At 66.4% G+C, this 21001-nt stretch carries 13 protein-coding genes; 10 read left to right on the top strand and 3 right to left on the bottom strand.

Features of this window, described 5'->3' with window-relative positions:
- Nucleotides 1–103: 103 nt before the first annotated feature.
- Together PMI02_RS01920 and PMI02_RS01915 are read right to left on the bottom strand one after the other, a co-directional pair.
- Nucleotides 104–1900 (bottom strand): IlvD/Edd family dehydratase, encoded by a 1797-nt coding sequence (locus tag PMI02_RS01920; RefSeq protein WP_007677905.1) that lies wholly within the window; start codon nt 1898–1900, stop codon nt 104–106.
- A 21-nt stretch (nt 1901–1921) separates the two neighbouring features.
- Entirely contained in the window at nt 1922–3079 is a 1158-nt protein-coding gene (locus tag PMI02_RS01915; protein ID WP_007677903.1) for an aldose epimerase family protein, read from the bottom strand.
- 158 nt (nt 3080–3237) lie between these two features.
- On the opposite strand from PMI02_RS01915, the gene PMI02_RS01910 reads away from it, so the two are divergent.
- Complete coding sequence (locus PMI02_RS01910; RefSeq protein WP_007677901.1) at nt 3238–4554, top strand: sugar MFS transporter; 1317 nt, start codon at nt 3238–3240, stop codon at nt 4552–4554.
- Nucleotides 4555–4661: 107 nt separating this feature from the next.
- Here the strand turns inward: PMI02_RS01910 and PMI02_RS01905 are convergent, their stop codons facing one another.
- Nucleotides 4662–5420, bottom strand: a complete 759-nt coding sequence (locus tag PMI02_RS01905; protein ID WP_052025407.1) for a FadR/GntR family transcriptional regulator — start codon at nt 5418–5420, stop codon at nt 4662–4664.
- 112 nt (nt 5421–5532) lie between these two features.
- On the opposite strand from PMI02_RS01905, the gene PMI02_RS01900 reads away from it, so the two are divergent.
- From PMI02_RS01900 to PMI02_RS01860, 9 genes are all read left to right on the top strand, one after another.
- The gene (locus tag PMI02_RS01900) at nt 5533–7059 is read left to right on the top strand and encodes an aldehyde dehydrogenase (NADP(+)) (RefSeq protein ID WP_007677889.1); all 1527 of its coding nucleotides are present in this window, start codon (nt 5533–5535) and stop codon (nt 7057–7059) included.
- Between the two features lie 77 nt (nt 7060–7136).
- Nucleotides 7137–8141, top strand: a complete 1005-nt coding sequence (gene araD1, locus PMI02_RS01895) for an AraD1 family protein (protein ID WP_007677887.1) — start codon at nt 7137–7139, stop codon at nt 8139–8141.
- Nucleotides 8142–8143: 2 nt separating this feature from the next.
- Nucleotides 8144–9070 (top strand): Gfo/Idh/MocA family protein, encoded by a 927-nt coding sequence (locus tag PMI02_RS01890; RefSeq protein ID WP_007677884.1) that lies wholly within the window; start codon nt 8144–8146, stop codon nt 9068–9070.
- A 23-nt stretch (nt 9071–9093) separates the two neighbouring features.
- The gene (locus PMI02_RS01885) at nt 9094–10659 is read left to right on the top strand and encodes an alpha-N-arabinofuranosidase (protein ID WP_007677883.1); all 1566 of its coding nucleotides are present in this window, start codon (nt 9094–9096) and stop codon (nt 10657–10659) included.
- Nucleotides 10656–11666, top strand: a complete 1011-nt coding sequence (locus PMI02_RS01880; RefSeq protein ID WP_007677882.1) for an arabinan endo-1,5-alpha-L-arabinosidase — start codon at nt 10656–10658, stop codon at nt 11664–11666. The genes PMI02_RS01885 and PMI02_RS01880 overlap by 4 nt, the downstream gene beginning before the upstream one ends.
- 107 nt (nt 11667–11773) lie before the next feature.
- The gene (locus PMI02_RS01875; RefSeq protein ID WP_036501875.1) at nt 11774–13213 is read left to right on the top strand and encodes a glycoside hydrolase family 43 protein; all 1440 of its coding nucleotides are present in this window, start codon (nt 11774–11776) and stop codon (nt 13211–13213) included.
- Between the two features lie 190 nt (nt 13214–13403).
- Nucleotides 13404–16217: a TonB-dependent receptor gene (locus tag PMI02_RS01870; protein ID WP_007677880.1), complete on the top strand. Its 2814-nt coding sequence runs from the start codon at nt 13404–13406 to the stop codon at nt 16215–16217.
- 128 nt (nt 16218–16345) lie between these two features.
- The gene (locus tag PMI02_RS01865) at nt 16346–18382 is read left to right on the top strand and encodes a glycosyl hydrolase family 65 protein (protein WP_007677879.1); all 2037 of its coding nucleotides are present in this window, start codon (nt 16346–16348) and stop codon (nt 18380–18382) included.
- A gap of 152 nt (nt 18383–18534) precedes the next feature.
- Nucleotides 18535–20958 (top strand): TonB-dependent receptor, encoded by a 2424-nt coding sequence (locus tag PMI02_RS01860; RefSeq protein WP_007677878.1) that lies wholly within the window; start codon nt 18535–18537, stop codon nt 20956–20958.
- The last annotated feature ends 43 nt before the right edge of the window (nt 20959–21001 follow it).

The following is a 21001-nucleotide window of genomic DNA, read 5'->3' as shown; positions in this document are numbered from 1 at the left end:
TCGGTATGGGTTGGAGCCCCCACCCGGTCCCCGGTCGGACAGAATCACGAAGAACGGGTGGGGAGCGGGCCGGCGCGGTTCAGAACGCCGACCCGTGTTCACATCAGTGGTTGTCGCGCGGGAGGCCCATGGTCTGGGCGATGCGCTGGTACTTCTCAGCACCTTCCAGGATCGCGCCGGTGTCCATCTGGCCTACGAGCGCGCGCTGGATTTCCTGCCACGGAGTCTGCGAGGCCGGGTAGGGGTAGCCGCCCTTGGCTTCGAGGTCGGCGCGGCGCTGGGCCATCTCCTCGTCGGAAATGAGCACGTCCACGGTGCCTTTCTTAAGGTCCATGCGCACGCGGTCGCCGGTCTTGAGCAGCGCGAGGCCGCCCATCGCCGCCGCTTCGGGCGAGGCGTTGAGGATCGAGGGGCTGCCCGAAGTACCCGACTGGCGTCCGTCGCCGATGCAGGGCAGGGCGTGGACGCCCTCGGTGATGAGGTACGAAGGCGGACGCATGTTCACGACTTCCGCCGCGCCCGGGTAGCCGATCGGGCCGGCGCCGCGCATGAACATCAGCGTCTCGGGCGTGATGCCGACCGAGGGATCGTCGATGCGGTGATGGTAGTCCTCGGGACCGTCGAACACCACGGCCGGGCCTTCGAAGGCCTCCGGATCGTCGGGGTTCGAGAGGTAGCGGTCGCGGAACTCGGGCGAGATTACGCTGGTCTTCATGATCGCCGCATCGAACAGGTTGCCCGACAGGACCAGGAAGCCGGCTTCTTCGACCAGAGGAGTGTCAAAGGTCTTGATGACCTTGTCGTCCTCGATGGTGGCGTCGCGGCAGTTGTCGCCGATGGTCTTGCCGTTGACTGTCATCGCGCCTTCGTTGATCAGGCCCTGGCCGATCAGCTGCGCGACCACGGCGGGCACGCCGCCCGCACGGTAATAGTCCTCGCCGAGGTATTCACCGGCAGGCTGCAGGTTCACCAGCAGCGGGATCTTGTGGCCGAGGCGCTCCCAGTCCTTGAGCGGCAGGTCGACGCCGATGTGGCGTGCGATCGCGGCAAGGTGGATCGGCGCGTTGGTCGAACCGCCGATCGCGGCGTTGACGACGATCGCGTTGTGGAACGCGTCGAGCGTCAGGATGTCGGAGGGCTTGAGGTCCTCATGCACCATGTCGACGATGCGCTTGCCGGTGCGCCATGCGCATTCCTGACGGTCGCGGTAAGGCGCGGGGATCGCGGCGGAGGCGGGAAGCATCATGCCCAGAGCCTCGGCGAGCGAGTTCATCGTCGTCGCCGTGCCCATGGTGTTGCAGTAGCCGGTCGAGGGCGCCGACGAGGCGACGAGCTTGATGAAGCCCTCAGCGTCGAGTTCGCCCGCCGCCATCATCTGGCGGCCCTTCCACACGATCGTGCCCGAGCCGGTACGCTCGCCCTTGTGCCAGCCGTTGAGCATAGGGCCGACCGAAAGCGCGATCGCTGGGATGTTGACCGTAGCGGCAGCCATCAGCAGCGCCGGGGTGGTCTTGTCGCACCCCGTGGTCAGCACCACGCCGTCGAGCGGGTAGCCGTAGATCGCCTCGACCAGCGCTAGGTAGGCAAGGTTGCGGTCGAGCCCGGCGGTCGGGCGTTTGCCGGTTTCCTGGATCGGGTGGACCGGGAACTCCAGGGCGATGCCGCCCTGCTCGCGGATGCCTTCGCGGATGCGCTCTGCCAGCACGAGGTGGTGGCGGTTGCAGGGCGAGAGGTCACTGCCGGTCTGGGCGATACCGATGATCGGCTTGCCCGAACGCAGTTCCTCGAGGCTGAGGCCGAAGTTCAGGTATCGCTCGAGATAGAGCGACGTCATGTCGATGTTGTCGGGATTGTCGAACCAGGCGCGCGAGCGGAGCTTGGGTGCGGTGTTTTCGGTCATGGGGCGTTCGTTTCGTTCGGATCAGCGCGGAGAGGTGGACACGCGGTAGATCATGACATGCCGGTAGGGCTTGCCGGGATCTACGCGAGTGGACGGGAAGTCGGCATGGTTCGGGGCATCGGGGAACTTCTGCGGTTCCAGCGCGATGCCGTCGCCCATGCGGTAGAGGTGGCCTTCCTTGCCGATGAACGTGCCATCGAGGAAATTGCCGGAGTAGAACTGCACGCCCGGCTCGGTGCTCAGCACTTCGAGGACGCGACCCGACACGGGATCCTCCAGACGGGCGGACAGTTCGGGGGTGTTCGTCTGGCCCTTGTCCAGCGCGAAGTTGTGGTCGAAGCCGCGGCCGAAGACGATCTGCTGGTCCTTGCCGTCGCGCAGGCCGATGGACACGGCCTTGCCCTTGGTGAAGTCGAAAGGGCTGCCTGCGACGGCGCGGAGTTCGCCGGTCGGGATCAGCTTGTGGTCCACCGGGGTGTAGCGGCTTGCGGGGATGGTCAGGACGTTCGTCATCGCGTCGCGCTCTGACCCTTCGCCCGCCATGTTGAAAATGGCGTGGTTGGTCATGTTGAGCACGGTCGGCTTGTCGGTCGTGGCGTCGAAGACGATCTGCAGGTTGCCGCTTTCGTCGAGCGAATAGGTGACCTTGGTCTTGATCGTGCCGGGGTAGCCCGAGTCGCCGTCGGGGCTGACGAGTGAGAAGACTGCCGTGGCCACCTTGCCCGACTTGACCGACTCGACCTTCCAGTTCTGGACGTCGAAGCCCTTGCCGCCGCCGTGCAGCGACTGGCCGTGGTCGTTCTGCGGAAGCTGGTAGGTCTTGCCGTCCAGCGTGAACTTGCCGCCGGCGATGCGGTTGCCGTAGCGGCCGATGGTCGCGCCCCAGTAGTTGGGCTTCTTCTCGAAGCCGGCAACGTCACCGTAGGCGAGCAGGACGTCGGCGACCTTGCCGTCGCGGTCCGGGGCCATCAGCTTCCACAGCGTTGCGCCGTAGGTGAGGATCGTCGCCGAGACGCCGTTCGCGGCCGTCAGCGTCACCGCTCGCACGTCGGTGCCGTTGGAAAGCTTACCGGCGGAAGCCTGCGTGGCGTCAGCCGCCAGCGCCTGTCCGGCCGAGAGAGTGAAGGCGAGCGCGGATACCGCCGCTACAGTCCTGAAGCCTCTGCCCACGTTCCTCATTCCCTAGCTCCTACCTGTTGTCCAAGTATCGATTTCTGTTAGCACCGTGCCGTCGCGGACCATTGACGGCATCGTGTCGCGCATATAGTCCGACAAATAGAACGAGCGCAAGCCGGTTTGCCACAGGTCGACGGCTTTGAGTTTTTGAGAGGAATGTCATGCCCCCAGTGGTCTCGTCCGGAGACGCCCCCGTGGTCCACGCGCAGACGGCCGGCGTCCGCTACGGCCCTGCGCTCACGCTGCTCGCCAGCCTGTTCTTCATGTGGGGGTTCATAACCGTCATCAACAACACGCTGCTGCCGCATCTGCGCAGCGTGTTCGACCTTAGTTACACGCAGACGACACTGATCGAATCGGTGTGGTTCATCGCCTACTTCGTAGCCTCGATTCCCTCGGCCAAGCTGATCGAGCGGGTAGGTTATCAGAAGTCGCTCGTCATCGGCCTGCTCATCATGGCTGCCGGCGCACTTGGCATGATGCTAGCCGCCAGCATCCCGTCCTACGGCGTGACGCTGGTCATGCTGTTCGTCATCGCCAGCGGCATCACCCTGCTGCAGGTGGCCGCGAACCCGTATGTCGCCGTCGTGGGCAACCCCGAGACCGCATCCTCGCGCCTCAACCTGGTGCAGGCCCTGAATTCGGCGGGCACCATGCTTGCCCCGCTGTTCGGCGCCTACCTGATCCTCGGCCGTTCCAAGAGCGGCACTTCGGCCGTCGGCACGGTCCTCACCGACGCTGAACGCCTCGCCGACGCGCAGTCCGTGCTGCTGCCTTACGCGCTCGTTGCGGCGGTGCTGGTGATCCTCGCGGTCATCATCGCCAAGTTCCCGCTGCCTGCCATGGGCTCGGCCGGTTCGCGCGCCGCCAAGGAGGAGCGCAAGGGCCTGTCGCTCTGGAATCACCGCAACCTCGTGTTCGGTATCCCCGCGATCTTCATCTACCTGATCGCGGAAATCGGCGTCGCCAACCTCTTCGTCAACTTCGTCAGCCAGCCGCAGATCGCCAACCTCACCCACGAGCAGGCGGGCAAGTACCTGACCTTCCTGTGGGGCGGCATGATGCTGGGTCGCTTCGCCGGCTCCGCGATCATGCAGCGCTTCGATGCCGGCAAGGTACTGGCGGTGTTCTCGGTCGGCGCCTTCGTGGTGATGATGGTCACGGTGTTCACCACCGGCCCGGTCGCGATGTGGTCGCTGATCCTCGTCGGCCTGTTCCACTCGATCATGTTCCCGACCATCTTCACCCTCGGTATCAAGGGCCTCGGCCCGTTGACCGAGGAGGGCTCGGGCCTTCTGGTCATGGCCATCGCCGGCGGCTCGCTGGTGATCGTGCAGGGCTGGATCGCCGACAACTACGGCCTTCAGACCTCGTTCCTCCTGACCGCGGCATGCGAACTCTATGTGCTGTTCTATGCGCTGTGGGGGAGCAGGGTGACCAACGCGGTGCCGGACCCGGTGCCTGTCGCGGCCGAGTAGGGCCGAGATTGGACAAACGAAAAAAACCCGGCGAGAGATCGCCGGGTTTTTTTCGTTTCAGAGGTCAGGAAAGGGAAGGCCTGGCGCGATGGTCCAGGTCTTCCCCGTTACTTCTCTTCCATCGAGCTGCGGGTATCCTCGAGCGCCAGGTCCACCAGCACGTTCATCGCCTCGGCAGCGCCGGCCGCATCCCCGTTCGCGATAGCGTCATAGACCCGCACGTGGTCGGGGATAGGATTGCGCGGCAGGGCGCGGGCGCGCTGCTTGAACTGGGTAGTCCAGTTCACCGCCGCGCCGATGGAGGCGCTGAGAACGAGCAGGGCATCGTTGCGCGTCGCCTGCAGGATCGCCTTGTGGAAATCGCGGTCCGCCGCGCGCCCGGCCTCGGTGGTGAGGGTATGGCGGCGCATGGCGGTAAGCGCGTCCTTCATGGCCTTGAGGTCGACCTTGTCGCGACGTTGGGCGGCCAGGCGCGCGGCGGCCGGCTCGACGATGGCGCGCAGTTCGAAGAGGCTGCGCACGAATTCGATATCGGGCTCTCCGGTGAAGGCCCAACCGAGCACTTCAGGGTCGAGCAGGTTCCAGCGGTCGCGGGGCAGGACGCGGGTGCCGGCCTTGGGCCGGCTCGCGACGAGACCCTTGGCGGAAAGCACCTGGATCGCCTCGCGGTAGGCGCTGCGCGAGACCTGCAGTTCCTCGGCGAAGGCGACTTCGCCCGAAAGAATGTCTCCGGGGGCATATTTGCCCGACAAGATGGCCGTGCCCAGTTTATGCGCGATCGCACCGTGGAGCCTGCGTCCCGGTCCTCGCGATTCTTCGCCCTGCCTCGCGTTTGCGTCGGTATTCGTATAATCGGCTTCTGACACTGTCACGAGATCCTCCGATATCGAAACTAACAGTCCTTTCCACGAGAAGGAACGACAAACATTGCGTTTCCTGATCGGGCCGAATATGTCGGAGTAAATAGGGAGACCCCAGATGACCGAGTTCCGTTCCATCGTCGCTTCCACCGGCGAGCCGCATGGCGAGCCCCTTCCCGTGAGCACGGCCGCCGACGTCGAGGCGGCTTGCGCCGCCGCGGCTTCCGCGTTCGACACCTACCGCGCGACCAGCCGCGAGGAGCGCGCCGCGTTCCTCGAGCGAATCGCGGACGAGATCCTCGCCATCGGCGATTCGCTGCTCGACGCCTATACTGCCGAGAGCGGTCTGCCGCGTGCGCGCAGCGAAGGTGAGCGTGGCCGTACCATGGGCCAGCTGCGCATGTTCGCCGACTATGTCCGCAAGGGCCTGTGGCAGCAGCTGCGCATCGACCCGGCGCTGCCCGAGCGTGCGCTTCCCCGTCCGGACCTGCGCCTGCGCATGATCCCGGTCGGCCCGGTCGCCGTGTTCGGCGCTTCAAACTTCCCGCTCGCCTTCTCGACCGCCGGCGGTGACACTGCCTCGGCGCTCGCGGCCGGTTGCCCGGTCGTGGTCAAGGGTCACCCGGCGCACCCGATCACCGGCGGCCTCGTCGCAGCCGCGATCAGCAAGGCGGTCAAGGATTCGGGCCTGCCCGAAGGCGTGTTCCAGCACCTTGCCGGTCCGTCAAACGAGCTTGGCGCCGCGCTGGTGCAGAACCCGCACATCATGGCCGTCGGCTTCACCGGTTCGCGCGGCGGCGGTCTCGCCCTCGCCAAGCTGGCCCAGGCCCGCGAAGTGCCGATCCCGGTCTATGCCGAAATGTCGAGCATCAACCCCGTCCTGCTGCTCCCCGAGGCGCTGAAGGCGCGCGGCTCGGCGCTGGGCACCGCGTTCGTCGGCTCGCTCACCATGGGCGCCGGCCAGTTCTGCACCAACCCCGGCCTGATCCTCGCGATCGAGGGCGAGGGGCTTGACGCCTTCATCGCCGCTGCCTCGGGCGCGGTCACCGAAGCCAAGCCGCAGACCATGCTGACCGCCGGCATCGCTGCCGCCTACGCCAAGGGCGTCGAGACGCTCTCCGGCCTGCCGGGCGTCGAGACGGTCGCCAAGGGCGAGGAAGGCAGCCGCACCACCGGCGGCGCCGCGCTGTTCCAGACCACGGCGGCGCAGTTCCTGGCCGACAAGGAAGCCGGCAACGAAGTCTTCGGCGCGGCCTCGATCGTCGTGCGCGCCAAGGACGAAGCCGAGCTGCTGACCCTGCTCGAGGGCTTGGAAGGCCAGCTGACCGCCACTCTGCACATGGACGATGCGGACGAGGGCACTGCCTCGCGCCTGCTGCCCGTGCTGGAGCGCAAGGTCGGCCGCATCCTTGCCAACGGTTGGCCGACCGGCGTCGAAGTGTGCCACGCGATGGTCCACGGCGGCCCGTTCCCCTCGACCTCCGACCCGCGCACCACGTCGGTCGGCAGCATGGCGATCGACCGCTTCCTGCGTCCGGTCAGCTACCAGAACCTCGCGCAGGGCGTGCTTCCGCCCGAACTGCGCGACGATGCCTTCGGTGACGGCGCCCCGCGCCTGATCGACGGTACGCTTACCCTCAACTGATCCCAGCCAGTCCCCGCTGCGCTCCTCACAAGAAGGAGCGCAGCGGCAGGGCCAAGAATCCCCTCGGGAGAGACCCCATGACCTACCTTCGCCTGCTCCAGCATCGCAGCGCCGACGGCGCACGTTCCGTCATCCTTGCCGAGGGCGATGCAGCCCACATCCTTCCGGGCGTCACCTCGACCCGCGAACTCGCGCTGCGCGCCATCGCCGAAGGCGTGACGCTGACCGAAGCCGCGAAGGCATGCGGGCAGGGCGAAGCGATCGACATCGCCGCCGAATTCGCCGCCGGAAACCTCCTCGCCCCGATCGACCACGACGATTCGGCGCACCTGCTGATGACCGGCACGGGCCTCACGCACCTCGGTTCCGCCGAAGGCCGCGACAAGATGCACCAGGCGGCGTCCTCGGGCAGCAACCTGACCGATTCCATGCGCATGTTCCTCGAGGGCCTCGAGGGCGGCAAGCCCGCTGAGGGCACCGAGGGCCAGCAGCCCGAGTGGTTCTACAAGGGTGACGGCCAGCTGCTCGTCGGCCCCGGCGAAGCGCTCGTCATGCCCGCCTTCGCCAAGGATGGCGGCGAGGAGCCTGAGCTGGCCGGTATCTACCTGATCGGCGAGGACGGCACCGCGTACCGCCTCGGCCTCGCGCTCGCCAACGAGTTCTCGGACCACGTGACCGAGCGCCACAACTACCTCTGGCTCGCCCACTCGAAGCTGCGCCAGGCCGCGCTTGGCCCGGAACTGCTGCTCGGCACCCCGCCGCAGAAGATCGAGGGCACCAGCAAGGTCGTCCGCAATGGCGAGACGATCTGGGAAAAGCCCTTCCTCTCGGGCGAAGACAACATGTCGCACACGTTCGCCAACCTGGAGCATCACCACTTCAAGTACGACCTGTTCCGCCGCCCCGGCGACGTGCATGTCCACTTCTTCGGCACCGCGACGCTGTCGTTCGCTGATGGCGTGACCACCGAGGAAGGCGACGTCTTCGAAATCGCCGCTGCGCCCTTCACGCTGCCCGTGTCGAACCCGTTGGCCCGCGCCGCCGCTTCGGAAGAACCGACGACGACCGTGAAGTCGCTCTGAGCATGGATCCGATCCGCATCGCCATCGTCGGCGTCGGCAAGATCGCGCGCGACCAACACATCCCCGCGATCAACGGCAACGCGGCGTTCAGCCTCGCCGCGACGGTCAGCCCGCACCACAAGGGTCCGGAAGGCATTCCGCATTTCGACACCCTCGAGGAGCTGATCGAGAGTGGCCCGGCGGTCGACGCCGTGGCGCTCTGCACGCCGCCGCAGGTGCGCTACGATCTGGCCACGCTGGCGCTGGCTAAGGGCATGCACGTGTTCCTGGAAAAGCCGCCGGGCGCGACGCTGGCCGAAGTCGCCGCGCTCGAAAGCCGCGCCGACAAGGTGGGGGTGACACTGTTCGCCTCCTGGCACTCGCGCTTCGCCGCCGGTGTCGGCCCGGCCCGTGCGTGGCTGGCGGAACGCACGGTCAAGAGCGCGAAGATCATCTGGCGCGAGGACGTTCGCGTCTGGCATCCGGGCCAGGCGTGGATCTGGGAGCCGGGCGGCCTCGGCGTCTTCGATCCGGGCATCAACGCGCTCTCGATCGTGACGCACATCCTGCCGCGCCCGATCTTCCTCAAGGCCGCGACACTGGAGATCCCGGCCAACCGGGCCGCGCCGATTGCCGCCGACATCCAGTTCCGCGACACCGCCGGGGCCGAAATCCACATGGACCTCGATTGGCGCCAGACCGGCCCGCAGTCGTGGGACATCATTGTCGAGACCGACGCGGGCACGCTCAAGCTCTCGCATGGCGGCGCGGTGCTGACGCTGCCGAGCGGCACCGAGCACAACGAGGACCTTGAGTATCCGGGCCTCTACGCCCGTTTCGCGAACCTCATCCGGGGCGGCCGCAGTGATGCCGACATCGCGCCACTCCGTCTCGTCGCCGACGCATTCCTGCGCGGCAATCGCCAGACCGTCGAAGCATTCCACGACTGACAACCCCAGGGAGGGGACAGGACATGATGAAGACCATTCGTCGCACTACGCTGGCCATGCTGATGGCGGCCACCGCGCTGACCGGCACGGCACAGGCCGATACCGGCGGCCAGCCCACCACCGCCACGATCGAGGCCGACAAGCCCGGCCCGGTCTACCACAAGGAAGTCTTCACCCAGTTCGCCGAGCACCTCGGCACGGGCATCTACGGCGGCCTGTGGGTCGGCAAGAACAGCAAGATCCCGAACACTAACGGCTTCCGCAACGACGTCGTTCAGGCGCTGCGCGACCTGTCGGTGCCTGTGATCCGCTGGCCCGGCGGCTGCTTCGCCGACGAGTACAACTGGCGTGAAGGCATCGGCCCGCAGAACAAGCGCCCGGTCAAGATCAACACCCACTGGGGCGGCGTCACCGAGCCCAACACCGTCGGCACGCACGAGTTCTTCGAGCTGATCCGCCAGGTCGGCGCGGAAGCCTACATCGCCGGCAACGTCGGCAACGGCACCCCGCGCGAAATGGCCGAGTGGGTCGAATACATGACCTCGCCCGCCGGTTCTCTGGCCGACGAGCGCGCGAAGAACGGCCACAAGGAGCCCTGGAAGATCCAGTACTTCGGCGTCGGCAACGAGCTGTGGGGCTGCGGCGGCAACATGCGGCCCGAGTTCGCTGCCGACGAAACCCGCCGCTACGCCACCTTTATCAAGCCGCCGGCCGGCACCAAGATCCTGAAGGTCGCCGCCGGCGCCAACGTCGACGACTACAACTGGACCGAGACGATGATGCGCGTCGCGGCCCCGCAGCTCGACGGCGTTTCGCTGCACTACTATGTCCACCCCGCCGGTGGCTGGCCGCCGCGTGCGCCCGCCGTCGACTTTGACGAGCATGGCTGGGCCGATGCGCTGACCGGCGCGCGCCACATGGACGAGCTGATCACCAAGCACTCGGCGATCATGGACAAGTACGATCCCGAGAAGCGCGTCTTCCTCGCGGTCGACGAGTGGGGCTCCTGGTACGCACAGGACCCGGGCACGCACCCGGGCTTCCTGCGCCAGCAGAACACCCTGCGCGATGCGCTGATCGCGTCCGTCCACCTCGACATCTTCGCCAAGCACGCCGACCGCGTGCGCATGACCGCCATCGCGCAGATGGTGAACGTGCTCCAGGCGATGATCTTCGCGGACGGCAACAAGATGGTGCTGACGCCCACCTATCACGTCTTCGAGATGTACAAGCCGTGGCAGGATGCGACCGTGCTGCCGATCGAGATCAAGTCCCCCTGGTACGCCAAGGACGAGTTCACGATGCCGGCCGTGAGCGGCTCGGCGGTGAAGGGCAAGGACGGCAAGGTCCATGTCGGCCTGTCGAACCTCGATCCCAACCAGCCCAACACCGTGACCATCAAGCTGGGTGGCATTTCGCCTTCCGATGTGACGGGCAGGGTGCTGACGGCGTCGGCTATCAACTCGCACAACACCTTCGACGCGCCCGACGTGGTCAAGCCTGTCCCCTTCACCGGCGCGAGCGTGCAGGGCGGCAACCTCGTCGTCACGCTGCCGGCGAAGTCGGTCGTCGTGCTCGAACTGCAATGAAGAGCTGGCTCCTAACCCTTGCCGCGCTGGGATTTTCCAGCGCGGCACTTGCGCCGGCTTTGGCGCAGGACACCGCGCCCCTGCCGACGCTCAACTCGCAGCTGACCGGCGACCTCACCGTGCACGACCCGGTCATCATCCGCGAGGGTGACACTTATTACGTGCTCAGCACCGTGGGCAAATACATCGGGATCAGGACCTCCAAGGACCTGAAGACCTGGACCGACGGGGGTGCCGTCTTCGCCGAGATTCCCGCTTGGGCCAAGGAGGCCGTCCCCGGCACCGAAGGCATCTGGGCGCCTGACATCAGTTACGTGAATGGCGAGTACCGGCTCTACTACTCGGTCTCGACCTTCGGTTCGAACCGCTCCGCCATCGGCCTCGCCACCAGTCCCACGCTGGGCGCGAAGGCGAAGTGGAAGGACCAGGGCCTCGTCGTCATGTCCATGAAGGAGGACGATTTCAACGCGATCGACCCCAACTTCGTGGTCGACGCGCAGGGACGCCAATGGCTGTCGCTCGGCAGTTTCTGGAGCGGTATCAAGCTCTTCCCACTCGATCCGAAGACCGGCAAGCCCGCTCCCGGGACCGAGCCCTACTCGATCGCGCGCCGCCCCGCTCCGGCGGGAGGACCCGCGCCGATCGAGGCGCCGTTCATCATCCCGCACGGGGGCTGGTACTACCTCCTCGCGTCCTACGACTACTGCTGCAAGGGCGTGAACAGCACCTACTATACCGTGGTCGGCCGCTCGAAGAAGGTCACCGGACCCTACCTCGGCAAGGACGGCAGCGACATGATGCAGGGCGGCGGCAGCATCTTCCTGCGCGCCGACCTGCAGGAGCAGCAGCGCTTCCGCGGCCCCGGCCATGCCGGCGCCTTCACCGACAAGGACGGCACCACCTACGTCGTCTACCACGCCTACGACAAGCAGGACAAAGGCGCCCCGAAACTGCGCATTGCTCCGGTTCGCTGGGACGCGGACGGGTGGCCCACAGCCCAATACTGAGACCCACCTGACGGCGCCCCGGCCCTAGTGCCGGGGCGTCCTTTTTAGGTAAGCCCGAACGGCACCTAGACGACACCTAGACCGACATGAACACCGGAGAGGACGACATGACGATGCTTCTATCGCGCCGCACTTTCGCCGCCGCGGCCTCACTGCTGCCGCTCGCCTGCACGAACCCCGGCACCGCCGCTCTCGGCAGCTCGCCGGCGCCCACCCGTCCCAATCCTACCTGGCCGATCAACCCGCTCGTGCGCCAGCGCGCCGACACCCAGATATTCCGCCATGACGACGGCTTCTACTACATGATGGGCTCCGTGCCCGAGTACGACCGTCTCGCGCTGCGCCGTGCGAAGACCATCGCCGGGCTGGCCTCCGCCGGGGAGCGCGTGCTCTGGCGCCATGAGGCAAGCGGGCCGATGTCGGGCTTCCTGTGGGCGCCGGAACTGCACTTCATCGACGGGCGCTGGATCGTCTACTTCGCGGCCGGCCCGAGCGGCGGCGGCGAGGACGTGTTCCGCATCCGCACGTTCGCCGTGGTCTGTGACGGCCCTGATCCGATGACCGGCAACTGGTCGGTGCTCGGCCAGTTCAAGGCGCCCTGGGACAGCTTCAACCTGGATTCCACCGTCTTCACACACCGCGGCGTGCGCTACTTCTCGTGGGCGCAGCGCGAGCCGGGGATCGACACCAATTCCAACGTCTACATCGCCCCGATGAAGGACGCGCTGACCCTCGCCGCCGCGCCCGCGCGCCTGACGGTGCCGACGTTCGACTGGGAAGTGCGCGGCTACAAGGTCAACGAGGGTTCGGCGTTCATCGTCAAGAACGGGCGCCTGTTCATGACCTACTCCGCCAGCGCAACCGACGCGCGCTATTGCCTGGGCTTGCTGAGCGTGGACGAGACTGCCAACATCATGGACCCGCGCGCCTGGACCAAGTCGCAGGAGCCGGTCTTCGTCACCTGCCGCGAGACCTCGGTCTACGGGCCCGGCCACAACAGCTTCACCGTGGACGAGCAGGGTAATGATATCCTCGTCTACCACGGCCGCGACTACGAGGCGATCGAAGGCGACCCGCTCTACAACCCCGACCGCGACACCCGCGTGCAGCGCCTGTACTTCGGCGCGGACGGCAACCCCGACTTTGGCGTGCCGGTCGGCAACGGCCCGCTGCCCGAGCGCTTCGCTCCGGCGGTGAAGCGCGGCGCTAACCTCGTTCTGGAGGGCGATCGCCTCCGGGTCGGCACCGGTCCGATCGAGCAGACGCAGTTCCGCTCGTGGCCCGCGGACGACGGCACCGTCCAACTCGCGCCGATCATGAAGCCCGACCAGTGCCTGGTGGCCGCCGCCGACGGTTCGGTCAGCCTCGCGCCGCGCACCGCGACCGGCACCGCACCGGGCGCCGACCGCTTCCGCCGCGAAGCCGCGAAGGGCGGGGCTGTCCGCTTCGTCTCGCAGGCGTTCTCGGGCAAGGCGCTGGCCCATTCCTCCGACAACGTACGACTCGCAGCCGCTGCCGATCCGGCGAGCGCCTGGCTTCCCGGTTGATCCAGCCCATCAGCATTTCCCGTCAGAAATCTCCCGATTTCTGGCGGGGATGCGACCTATCAGCAACACTGCTGAAAGGTTTTTGACAGCTCTCGCGTTTTTCCTCTTGCCACGAATTAGTCGGACTAATAACTAGCCGGAGTAATTGGAGGGGCATGGTAGCGACCAGCCCCATTGGGAGGGTTGATACATGGCACTCAAGCCATTCGCATTCTGCACCGCATCCGTTCTCGCGCTCGTTCTGGGCTCGGGCGTAGCCCATGCACAGGACGCCGCGCCTCAGGCCGCGCCCGCGCAGGACGCCGTCGGCGACGGCGACGCGTCGGCGGAAGACATCATCGTGACGGGCGTGCGCGCCTCGATCGTCGGCGCGCTGAACGTCCGCAAGGAAAACATCCAGATCGTGGACTCGGTCGTGGCCGAGGACGTGGGCAAGCTGCCTGACAACAACGTCGTCGAGGCGCTCCAGCGCGTCACCGGCGTGCAGGTCACCGACCGCGCCGGCGGCGAAGCCGGCACCGTGACCATCCGCGGTCTTTCCGACCCGCTGACCACGCTCAACGGCCGCAACATCTTCACCTCGACCGGCCAGTCCTTCGCGCTGCAGGACATCTCGGCGAACCTCGTCAAGCAGGTCGACGTCTACAAGACCCGCTCGGCTGACCAGATCGAAACCGGTCTCGCCGGCCAGATCGACGTCAAGACCCGCCGTCCGTTCGACTTCGACGGTTTCGCGATCTCGGGCCTCGTGCGCGGCATCTACAACGAGCAGGCCGACACCTATAATCCGAACGCCGCGCTGCTGATCAGCGATCGTTGGGAAACCGGCGTGGGCGACATCGGCCTGCTGGTGAACGGTTCGTGGAGCCGCACCAAGTACCGTAACATGTCGACCACCGCGGGCGCCCTCGTGCCCTTCGCGACGGAGAATCCGCCGGCCGGTTCGGGCTTGGCCCCGCTTGAGCGCATCTTCCCGGGCGAAGGCAACGTGAACTGGACGCCCGGCCTCAACGCCGGCCTGCCGACCACGCCGGGCTCGACGATCTTCTCCAACGGCGTCGAGGTGCCGTACTACCTCTCGCGCGACGCGGTGTTCTCCTCGGACCTCTACGGCAAGCGTGAACGTCCCTCGGTCAACATCGCCCTGCAGTGGGCGCCGAACTCTAGCTCGGTCTACACCGCCGAAGTGTTCTACGCCGGCTTCCGCGGCGAGACCTTCAACTCGCTGCAGTTCAGCTTCGTGGACTTCTGGGCCGACCCGCAGTCGCCCACGCTTTACGACGGCACCAACATCGTCAAGTCGCGTACCGCGAACGACGTCTATGGCTTCAACAGCGGCGACTACACCAAGAACCGCACCGACAGCTACGTCTATGCCCTGAACGGGCAATGGGACCTGGGCGATCGCGGCAAGATCATCGGTGACGTCGCCTACCAGACCAGCGTCAACAAGTCCTCGTTCATCGCCATGCGCACCGACCGCGTGGCCGACCAGATCAACGTCGACTTCAACGCCGGCGGCGGCATCCCGTCGTACCACTTCAGCGACGACTCGCTCCTGACCGATCCCAGCGTCTGGAACGTCGCGCAGCTCTACGACAATGCCGACAAGAACGAGGGCGACGCCTTCACCGTCACGCTCGACGGCTACTACACCTGGGATGAGGGCTTCCTGCGCCGGATCAAGGGCGGCATGCGCTTCGATCGCCGCACGGCGACCAGCTACACCCGCACGCAGAGCGCCAACAACCTGGGCGTTCCGCTGTCCTCGCTCGGCGAAGACGCGCAGTTCACCAACTCGGACTTCATGGACGGCATCGCCGACGTGCCCCGCAGCTGGACGCTCGCGAACGGCTACTGGCTCCATGACAACGCCGACTACGTGCGCGGTCTCTACGGGCTGCCGACGTCGGACTCGCTGTCGCTCGCAAAGACCTTCGACATCGAGGAAAGCACGATGTCGGGCTACCTGCTGGCCGACGGACAGGTGACGATCTTCGGTCGTCCGCTCGACCTCGAAGGCGGCGTGCGCTATGTCTCGGTGGTCACCAACTCGAAGTTCTTCGACCGCTACAACAACAGCGCGCTGACCCGCGGCGGCAGCCAGTCCGAAAAGTTCCTGCCCAGCTTCACCGCTCGCTACGAAATCGAGCCGAACCTGCGCCTGCGCTTCAACTACGGTGAAACCCTGCGTCGTCCCAACTTCGGCGACATCAACCCGACCTACGCGCTGGTCGGCGATCTCACCAACCTGGGTTACGGCAGCGGCTCGGCCGGCACGGCGGATCTGAAGCCCACCCATTCGAAGAACTACGACGTTGCTCTGGAGTGGTACTTCGAGCGTAACAGCGCGATCACCGTCACCGCCTTCCGCCGCGAGATCAGCGGTTTGGTCGTGCCGCTGACGTCGATGGAGTACATCCCCAACAACGGAATCGTTGCCGGCGCCACGGACTACTTCTCGATCACGCGCCCGGTGAACGCTTCGGACGGTGTGCTCAAGGGCGTGGAAGTGGGCCTGACCTACTTCCCGAGCTACCTGCCGGGCCCGCTGAAGGGCCTGGGCTTCCAGGGAAGCCTGACGGTGCTGGACTCCAAGCAGAACATCCCCGAGCAGGATGAAGCTGGCAACATCACCCAGACGCAGTCGGCCTTCTTCAACGTCTCGAAGCTGTCGTACAACGCCACGCTCGCTTACGACAACGGCCCGGTCAGCGCTCGCCTGTCGTACATCTGGCGCAAGGGCTTCCTGCACAACAACGAGGCCCGTCTCTTCGCCAACCCGATCGGCGTCTGGTACAAGCCCGAGGACAGCCTGGACTTCCAGCTGACCCTCAACGTCCTGGACAACGTCGGCATCACCTTCGACGCGGTGAACCTCACCAAGTCGAAGCAGCAGAACTACTACAAGTACGGCGATGCGGGTAATTCGCAGCAGTTCAACCTCGGTACGCTGCAGCTGGCCCGCACCTTCGCGGTCGGCGCCCGCTTCACCTTCAAGTAAGCCTGTCCGGCTAGGCGGCCGGTCTCCCGGGGCTCCTTCCTCTCCCAACACCCGGGAGCCGGCCGCCTGAAGTGATTATCGTCGTCTCCGGCTCCGGCCGGGGGCGACGTATTGTTGAAGGGGTGACGATGCGTTTGAAGACCCGGATGATCCTCGCCGCCGCGGCGCTTCTCGCAACGGCTGCGGCTCCGCCGGCTCCCGCGCCATCGACGGCCGCCGCCACCCTCGACATCCCCGCCATCGCCAAGGCGCGCTTCGGCAACGATGCTCCCTGGTACGAGGGGCGCATTCCCTTCTTCGAATCCTCCGATCCCAAGATCGACGCGGTCTACTACTACCGCTGGGGCCTGTTCCGCGCGCACCAGCGCGATCTGGGCGCGCAGGGGTACATCACCACCGAGTTCGCCGACGACGTCGACTGGCAGCGCCATCCCTTCGCCAGCCTCAACGATGCGAGCGGCTTCCATATCGCCGAGGGACGCTGGCTGAACGACCGCCGATTCACCGACGACTACATCAATTTCATGTACGAGGGCGGCAACGACCGCCACTTCACCGATCACATGGCGGACTCGGTCTGGGGCCGCTACCTCGTCGACGGCGACCGCGACGCGGTGCTCGCGCATCTCAAGACGATGCGCCACGTTTACCGGCTCTGGGACGAGAAGTTCGACTTCGACAAGGGCCTCTACTTCGTCGAGCCGCTGCTGGACGCGACCGAGTACACCGTCTCCTCGATCGATGCATCGGGCGGCAAGGACGGCTTCCGGGGCGGCGACGCCTTCCGGCCCTCGGTCAACAGCTACATGTTCGCCAACGCCCGCGCGCTTTCGCGCATGGCGACGCTGGCGGGCGACACGGCGATGGCGAAGGAATACGCCGGCCGCGCCGAAGCGCTGCGCACGCGCGTGCTCGCGGACCTGTGGAATCCGAAGCTCGGCCACTTCACCGACCGGCACCAGCTGACCAACGAATACGTCAAGTACTGGGACCCGATCCGTAACCGCGAACTGGTCGGCTACCTGCCGTGGATGTTCGATCTCGTGCCCGACGAGGCGAAGTATTCACAGGCCTGGACGCACCTGCTCGCCCCGAATTCGCTGGCCGGCAAGGCCGGGATGCGCACGGTCGAGAAGAACTACGAATACTACATGCGCCAGTACCGCTACCTCGGCACCGCGCGCGAGTGCCAGTGGAACGGACCCGTGTGGCCCTACCAGACCACGCAGGTGCTGACCGGCATGGCCAACCTGCTCGATCACTACGACCAGCGCGGCCCTGTCACCCGCAGCGACTGGATGCGCGAGCTGCGGCTCTACACCCAGATGCATTTCCAGGGTGACAAGCTGGACCTCGAGGAAGACTACGACCCCGAGACCGGCAAACCGATCGTCGGGCTGGACCGCAGCCATCACTACTTCCACTCCGGCTACCTCGACCTGATCCTCAGCGGCCTCGTCGGCATCCGCCCGCGCGCGGACGACGTGCTGGAGGTCAATCCGCTGCTGCCGGCGGCGGGTGACCCGCAGGCGCTGGCGTGGTTCCGCGTCGAGCGAGTGCCTTACCACGGCCACGAAGTCTCTGTGACCTGGGACGCGGACGGCACGCACTACGGCCGGGGCAGGGGCCTCGCCATCGAGGTGGACGGCCGCGAAGTCGCCCGCAAGGGGCAGCTCGGCCGCATCGAGGTGCCGGTCATGCGCAAGGCCAATGCGCCGATCGAGCGCGAGGAGAACCTGGCGGTCCAGCTCGTGCGCGGCGCCTATCCGAAGCCTGACGCCTCCTCGGGCACCGACGCTGAAAAGCTGCACGACGGCATCGACGGCCGCGCGTGGTTCTACCCGGAATTGCCGAACGGTTGGGATTCCGAGGTTTCTACAAAACCGCAGTGGTACGCGGTAGACTTCGGCAAGACCGTCACGCTGGGCCGTACCGAACTCGCCTTCTTTGCCGACGACGGCAAGTATGCGGCGCCTCATACCGTCGTCGTGGAGGTGTTCCGTGATGGACGGTGGCGCAAGGTGGCGGTCGGAACGGCGCCACTCGCCAACGGGGTCACGCAAGTAGCCTGGTCCGCCGTCGAGGCGAGCCGCATCCGGGTGACCATGACCCCCACTGCAGGCCGCGCCATCCGCCTCGCCGAACTGAAAGCCTTTGCCCGCTGACGTTCGCCGGGGCTTGACCCTTACGGCAACGCCGGAACGATAACGACGCGCTGCCGCTCCTCTCTGGAGGTGCCCGCGTTGACAACTGTCTACTCAGGTGGAAGCCTTCGCCGCGACAGTCCAGCAAAGGGACGTCGTCGGAGGAGAGGACTATGAGGAACCCGCAAAGGCTTGCGGCCGGGACCGCGCTGGCCGCGTTCGGCACCCTTGCGGCGATGCCAGCGGCGCAGGCGCAGTCGGACGCCGCGCAGCAGGCCGCCCAGGATACGTCCGGCGACATCATCGTCACTGCCCGCAAGCGCAGCGAGCGCCTGCTCGACGTGCCGGTGGCGGTCTCCGCGCTCTCGAAGGAGCAGCTGGAGCGCTACGCCACGGTGACGCTGACCAATATCAGCCAGCAGGTGCCACAGCTGGTCATCGCGGAATCGCAGAATCAGGTCGGCGGCTCGATCAACCTGCGCGGCATCGGCTCGGGCATTTCCAATCCCTCGACCGAGACCGCCGTCACTCTCAACATAGACGGCGTGCCGATCAGCTACGGTAACGCGATCCGGCTTGGCCAGTACGACCTCGGCCAGGTCGAGGTGCTCAAGGGCCCGCAGGCGTTGTTCTATGGCAAGAACAGCCCCGGCGGCATCGTCTCGCTGACCTCGCAGGACCCGGGCAAGGTGTTCGAGGCCAAGCTGCGCACCGGCTATGAGTTCGCGGGCGACCAGCGCTACGTCGAAGGCACCGTGTCCTCGCCGCTGACTGACACCATCGGCGCGCGCGTGGTCGGCTACTATTCCAAGGAAGACGGCTGGTTCCAGAATGTCGCCGTGCCCATCGCCGGGGTGACACCCGGCCCGGCGGCGGACAGTTATAACGCCGAGGACGTCTTCGTGCGCGGCACCCTGACCTACGATTCCGCCGGCGGCGGGACGCGGGCCAAGGCCAAGATCGCCTATGGCAAGCGCACGCGCGACGGCGTCGGGCCGACCGGCGGCTCGCAGATCGTGTTCTGCCCCGGCGGCGTGAGCCGTCTTTCCGGCGCGATCGACTGCGAGTTGAACCGCAAGTTCTACAGCGTCATCCTGCCCGCGCGCATGACCGCGCTGGACCCGACGCTGCAGGACGGCGTGCCCTTCGCCAAGTCGAGCCAGTTCCTGACCTCGCTCTCGGTCGACCAGGACCTTGGCGAGGCGCTGACGCTGTCGTCGGTCACGGGCTATTACCAATTGCGCGAGAAGTCGGTCGATCCGTTCACCTTCTCCAACGCGACCTACTTCGGCGCCTCCAACGACATAGACGCCACCGGTTTCAGCCAGGAACTGCGCCTCGCGACCGACTTCGACGGGCCGCTGAACTTCCTCGTTGGCGGGTTCTACCAGGACGCGCACTTCAAGATCCGGCAGGCCTTCGCGGTGGACTTCGGCGGGGCGACGACGCCGTTCCTCGTCGGCTCCACCTACTACAACGTCCATACCGAAGCCTCGTCGCTGTTCGGGCAGGCGCGCTACAAGCTGGTTGAGGACCTCGAACTGGCGGCGGGCGGGCGCTATTCGTGGGAGACGAAGTCGCTTTACGGCACATCGTACGCCAGCCCGATCGACGTGCTGAACCCGAAGCGCAAATACACCGACTTCTCGCCTGAGGTCACGCTGACCTGGCGGCCGAGCACCAACCTGACGCTCTACGCCGCCTACCGCGAGGGATTCACTTCCGGCGGCTTCAACACGGTGCCCACGACCCTGCGCTCGCAGGCGAACCAGACCCCGCCGCGTGTGGACCTGTCCTACGGGCAGATGACCGCGAAGGGCGGGGAGGCGGGGATCAAGGGCTACCTCGCCGGGCGGCAGGTGATGTTCGACCTCGTGGGATACTACTACAAGTATTCCGGCCTGCAGCTGTCGCGCTACGACAATGCCTCGTTCACCCAGCTGACCCAGAACGCGGGCGGGGCGGAGATCGAGGGCGTGGAGGCCAGCGTGACTTATCGGCCCAGCGCCTTGCCGGGCCTATCCGTGAACGCGGCGGCGGCGTACAATCACTCGAAGTACACCGATTTCATCGGCGGGTGCTACGCGGGCCAGTCGGTAGCGGCGGGATGCAACCTCAATCCGCGCACGCCGAGCCTGCCGGCAGCGACTTACGGTACGGCGGCCAATCCCTATCAGGACCAGGACCAGACCGGCCAGCGCCTGTTCCGCGCGCCCGAATTCTCGCTGACGGCGGGCGTGGCCTACGACCACGAATTTTCGACCAGCCTTGGCGGGACGGTGGCGCTCGATACCGCCTACAGCAGCAGCTACACCACGCAAACCGAGGCCAATCCGCTTAACCACCAGTCGTCGTACTGGCAGCTCAACGGCGCGATCACGCTGAACGGCGGGGATAACAAGCCGTGGGAAGTGGCGCTGATCGGGCGCAACCTGACCAACAAGCTCTACGTCGTCGCGGGATCGGTGGTCGGCGCGACGGCGACGGGTACGGGCACGTCGGTCACCCGGCAGGGCGACGTGCTGGGAACCGCCAGCCCGCCGCGCAGCATCACGCTGCAGCTCACGCTCAAGGACAGCCTGCTGCGGGGCCGGTGAGGGGAAGGGCGCCGATCCTGCCAGACCGGCGCCCCTCGCTCCT

It is taken from the genome of Novosphingobium sp. AP12 (genome assembly GCF_000281975.1).
Classification (GTDB): Bacteria; Pseudomonadota; Alphaproteobacteria; order Sphingomonadales; family Sphingomonadaceae; genus Novosphingobium.
The sequence above is the reverse complement of the archived record's forward strand: the minus strand, read 5'-3'. Positions and strand labels throughout refer to the sequence as shown.

Bases quoted from the DNA above. Each gene is read 5' to 3' on its own strand.
- PMI02_RS01920 (WP_007677905.1), bottom strand. From the start codon at position 1,900: ATGACCGAAAACACCGCACCCAAGCTCCGCTCGCGCGCCTGGTTCGAC.
- PMI02_RS01915 (WP_007677903.1), bottom strand. From the start codon at position 3,079: ATGAGGAACGTGGGCAGAGGCTTCAGGACTGTAGCGGCGGTATCCGCG.
- PMI02_RS01910 (WP_007677901.1), top strand. From the start codon at position 3,238: ATGCCCCCAGTGGTCTCGTCCGGAGACGCCCCCGTGGTCCACGCGCAG.
- PMI02_RS01900 (WP_007677889.1), top strand. From the start codon at position 5,533: ATGACCGAGTTCCGTTCCATCGTCGCTTCCACCGGCGAGCCGCATGGC.
- araD1 (WP_007677887.1), top strand. From the start codon at position 7,137: ATGACCTACCTTCGCCTGCTCCAGCATCGCAGCGCCGACGGCGCACGT.
- PMI02_RS01890 (WP_007677884.1), top strand. From the start codon at position 8,144: ATGGATCCGATCCGCATCGCCATCGTCGGCGTCGGCAAGATCGCGCGC.
- PMI02_RS01885 (WP_007677883.1), top strand. From the start codon at position 9,094: ATGATGAAGACCATTCGTCGCACTACGCTGGCCATGCTGATGGCGGCC.
- PMI02_RS01880 (WP_007677882.1), top strand. From the start codon at position 10,656: ATGAAGAGCTGGCTCCTAACCCTTGCCGCGCTGGGATTTTCCAGCGCG.
- PMI02_RS01875 (WP_036501875.1), top strand. From the start codon at position 11,774: ATGACGATGCTTCTATCGCGCCGCACTTTCGCCGCCGCGGCCTCACTG.
- PMI02_RS01870 (WP_007677880.1), top strand. From the start codon at position 13,404: ATGGCACTCAAGCCATTCGCATTCTGCACCGCATCCGTTCTCGCGCTC.
- PMI02_RS01865 (WP_007677879.1), top strand. From the start codon at position 16,346: ATGCGTTTGAAGACCCGGATGATCCTCGCCGCCGCGGCGCTTCTCGCA.
- PMI02_RS01860 (WP_007677878.1), top strand. From the start codon at position 18,535: ATGAGGAACCCGCAAAGGCTTGCGGCCGGGACCGCGCTGGCCGCGTTC.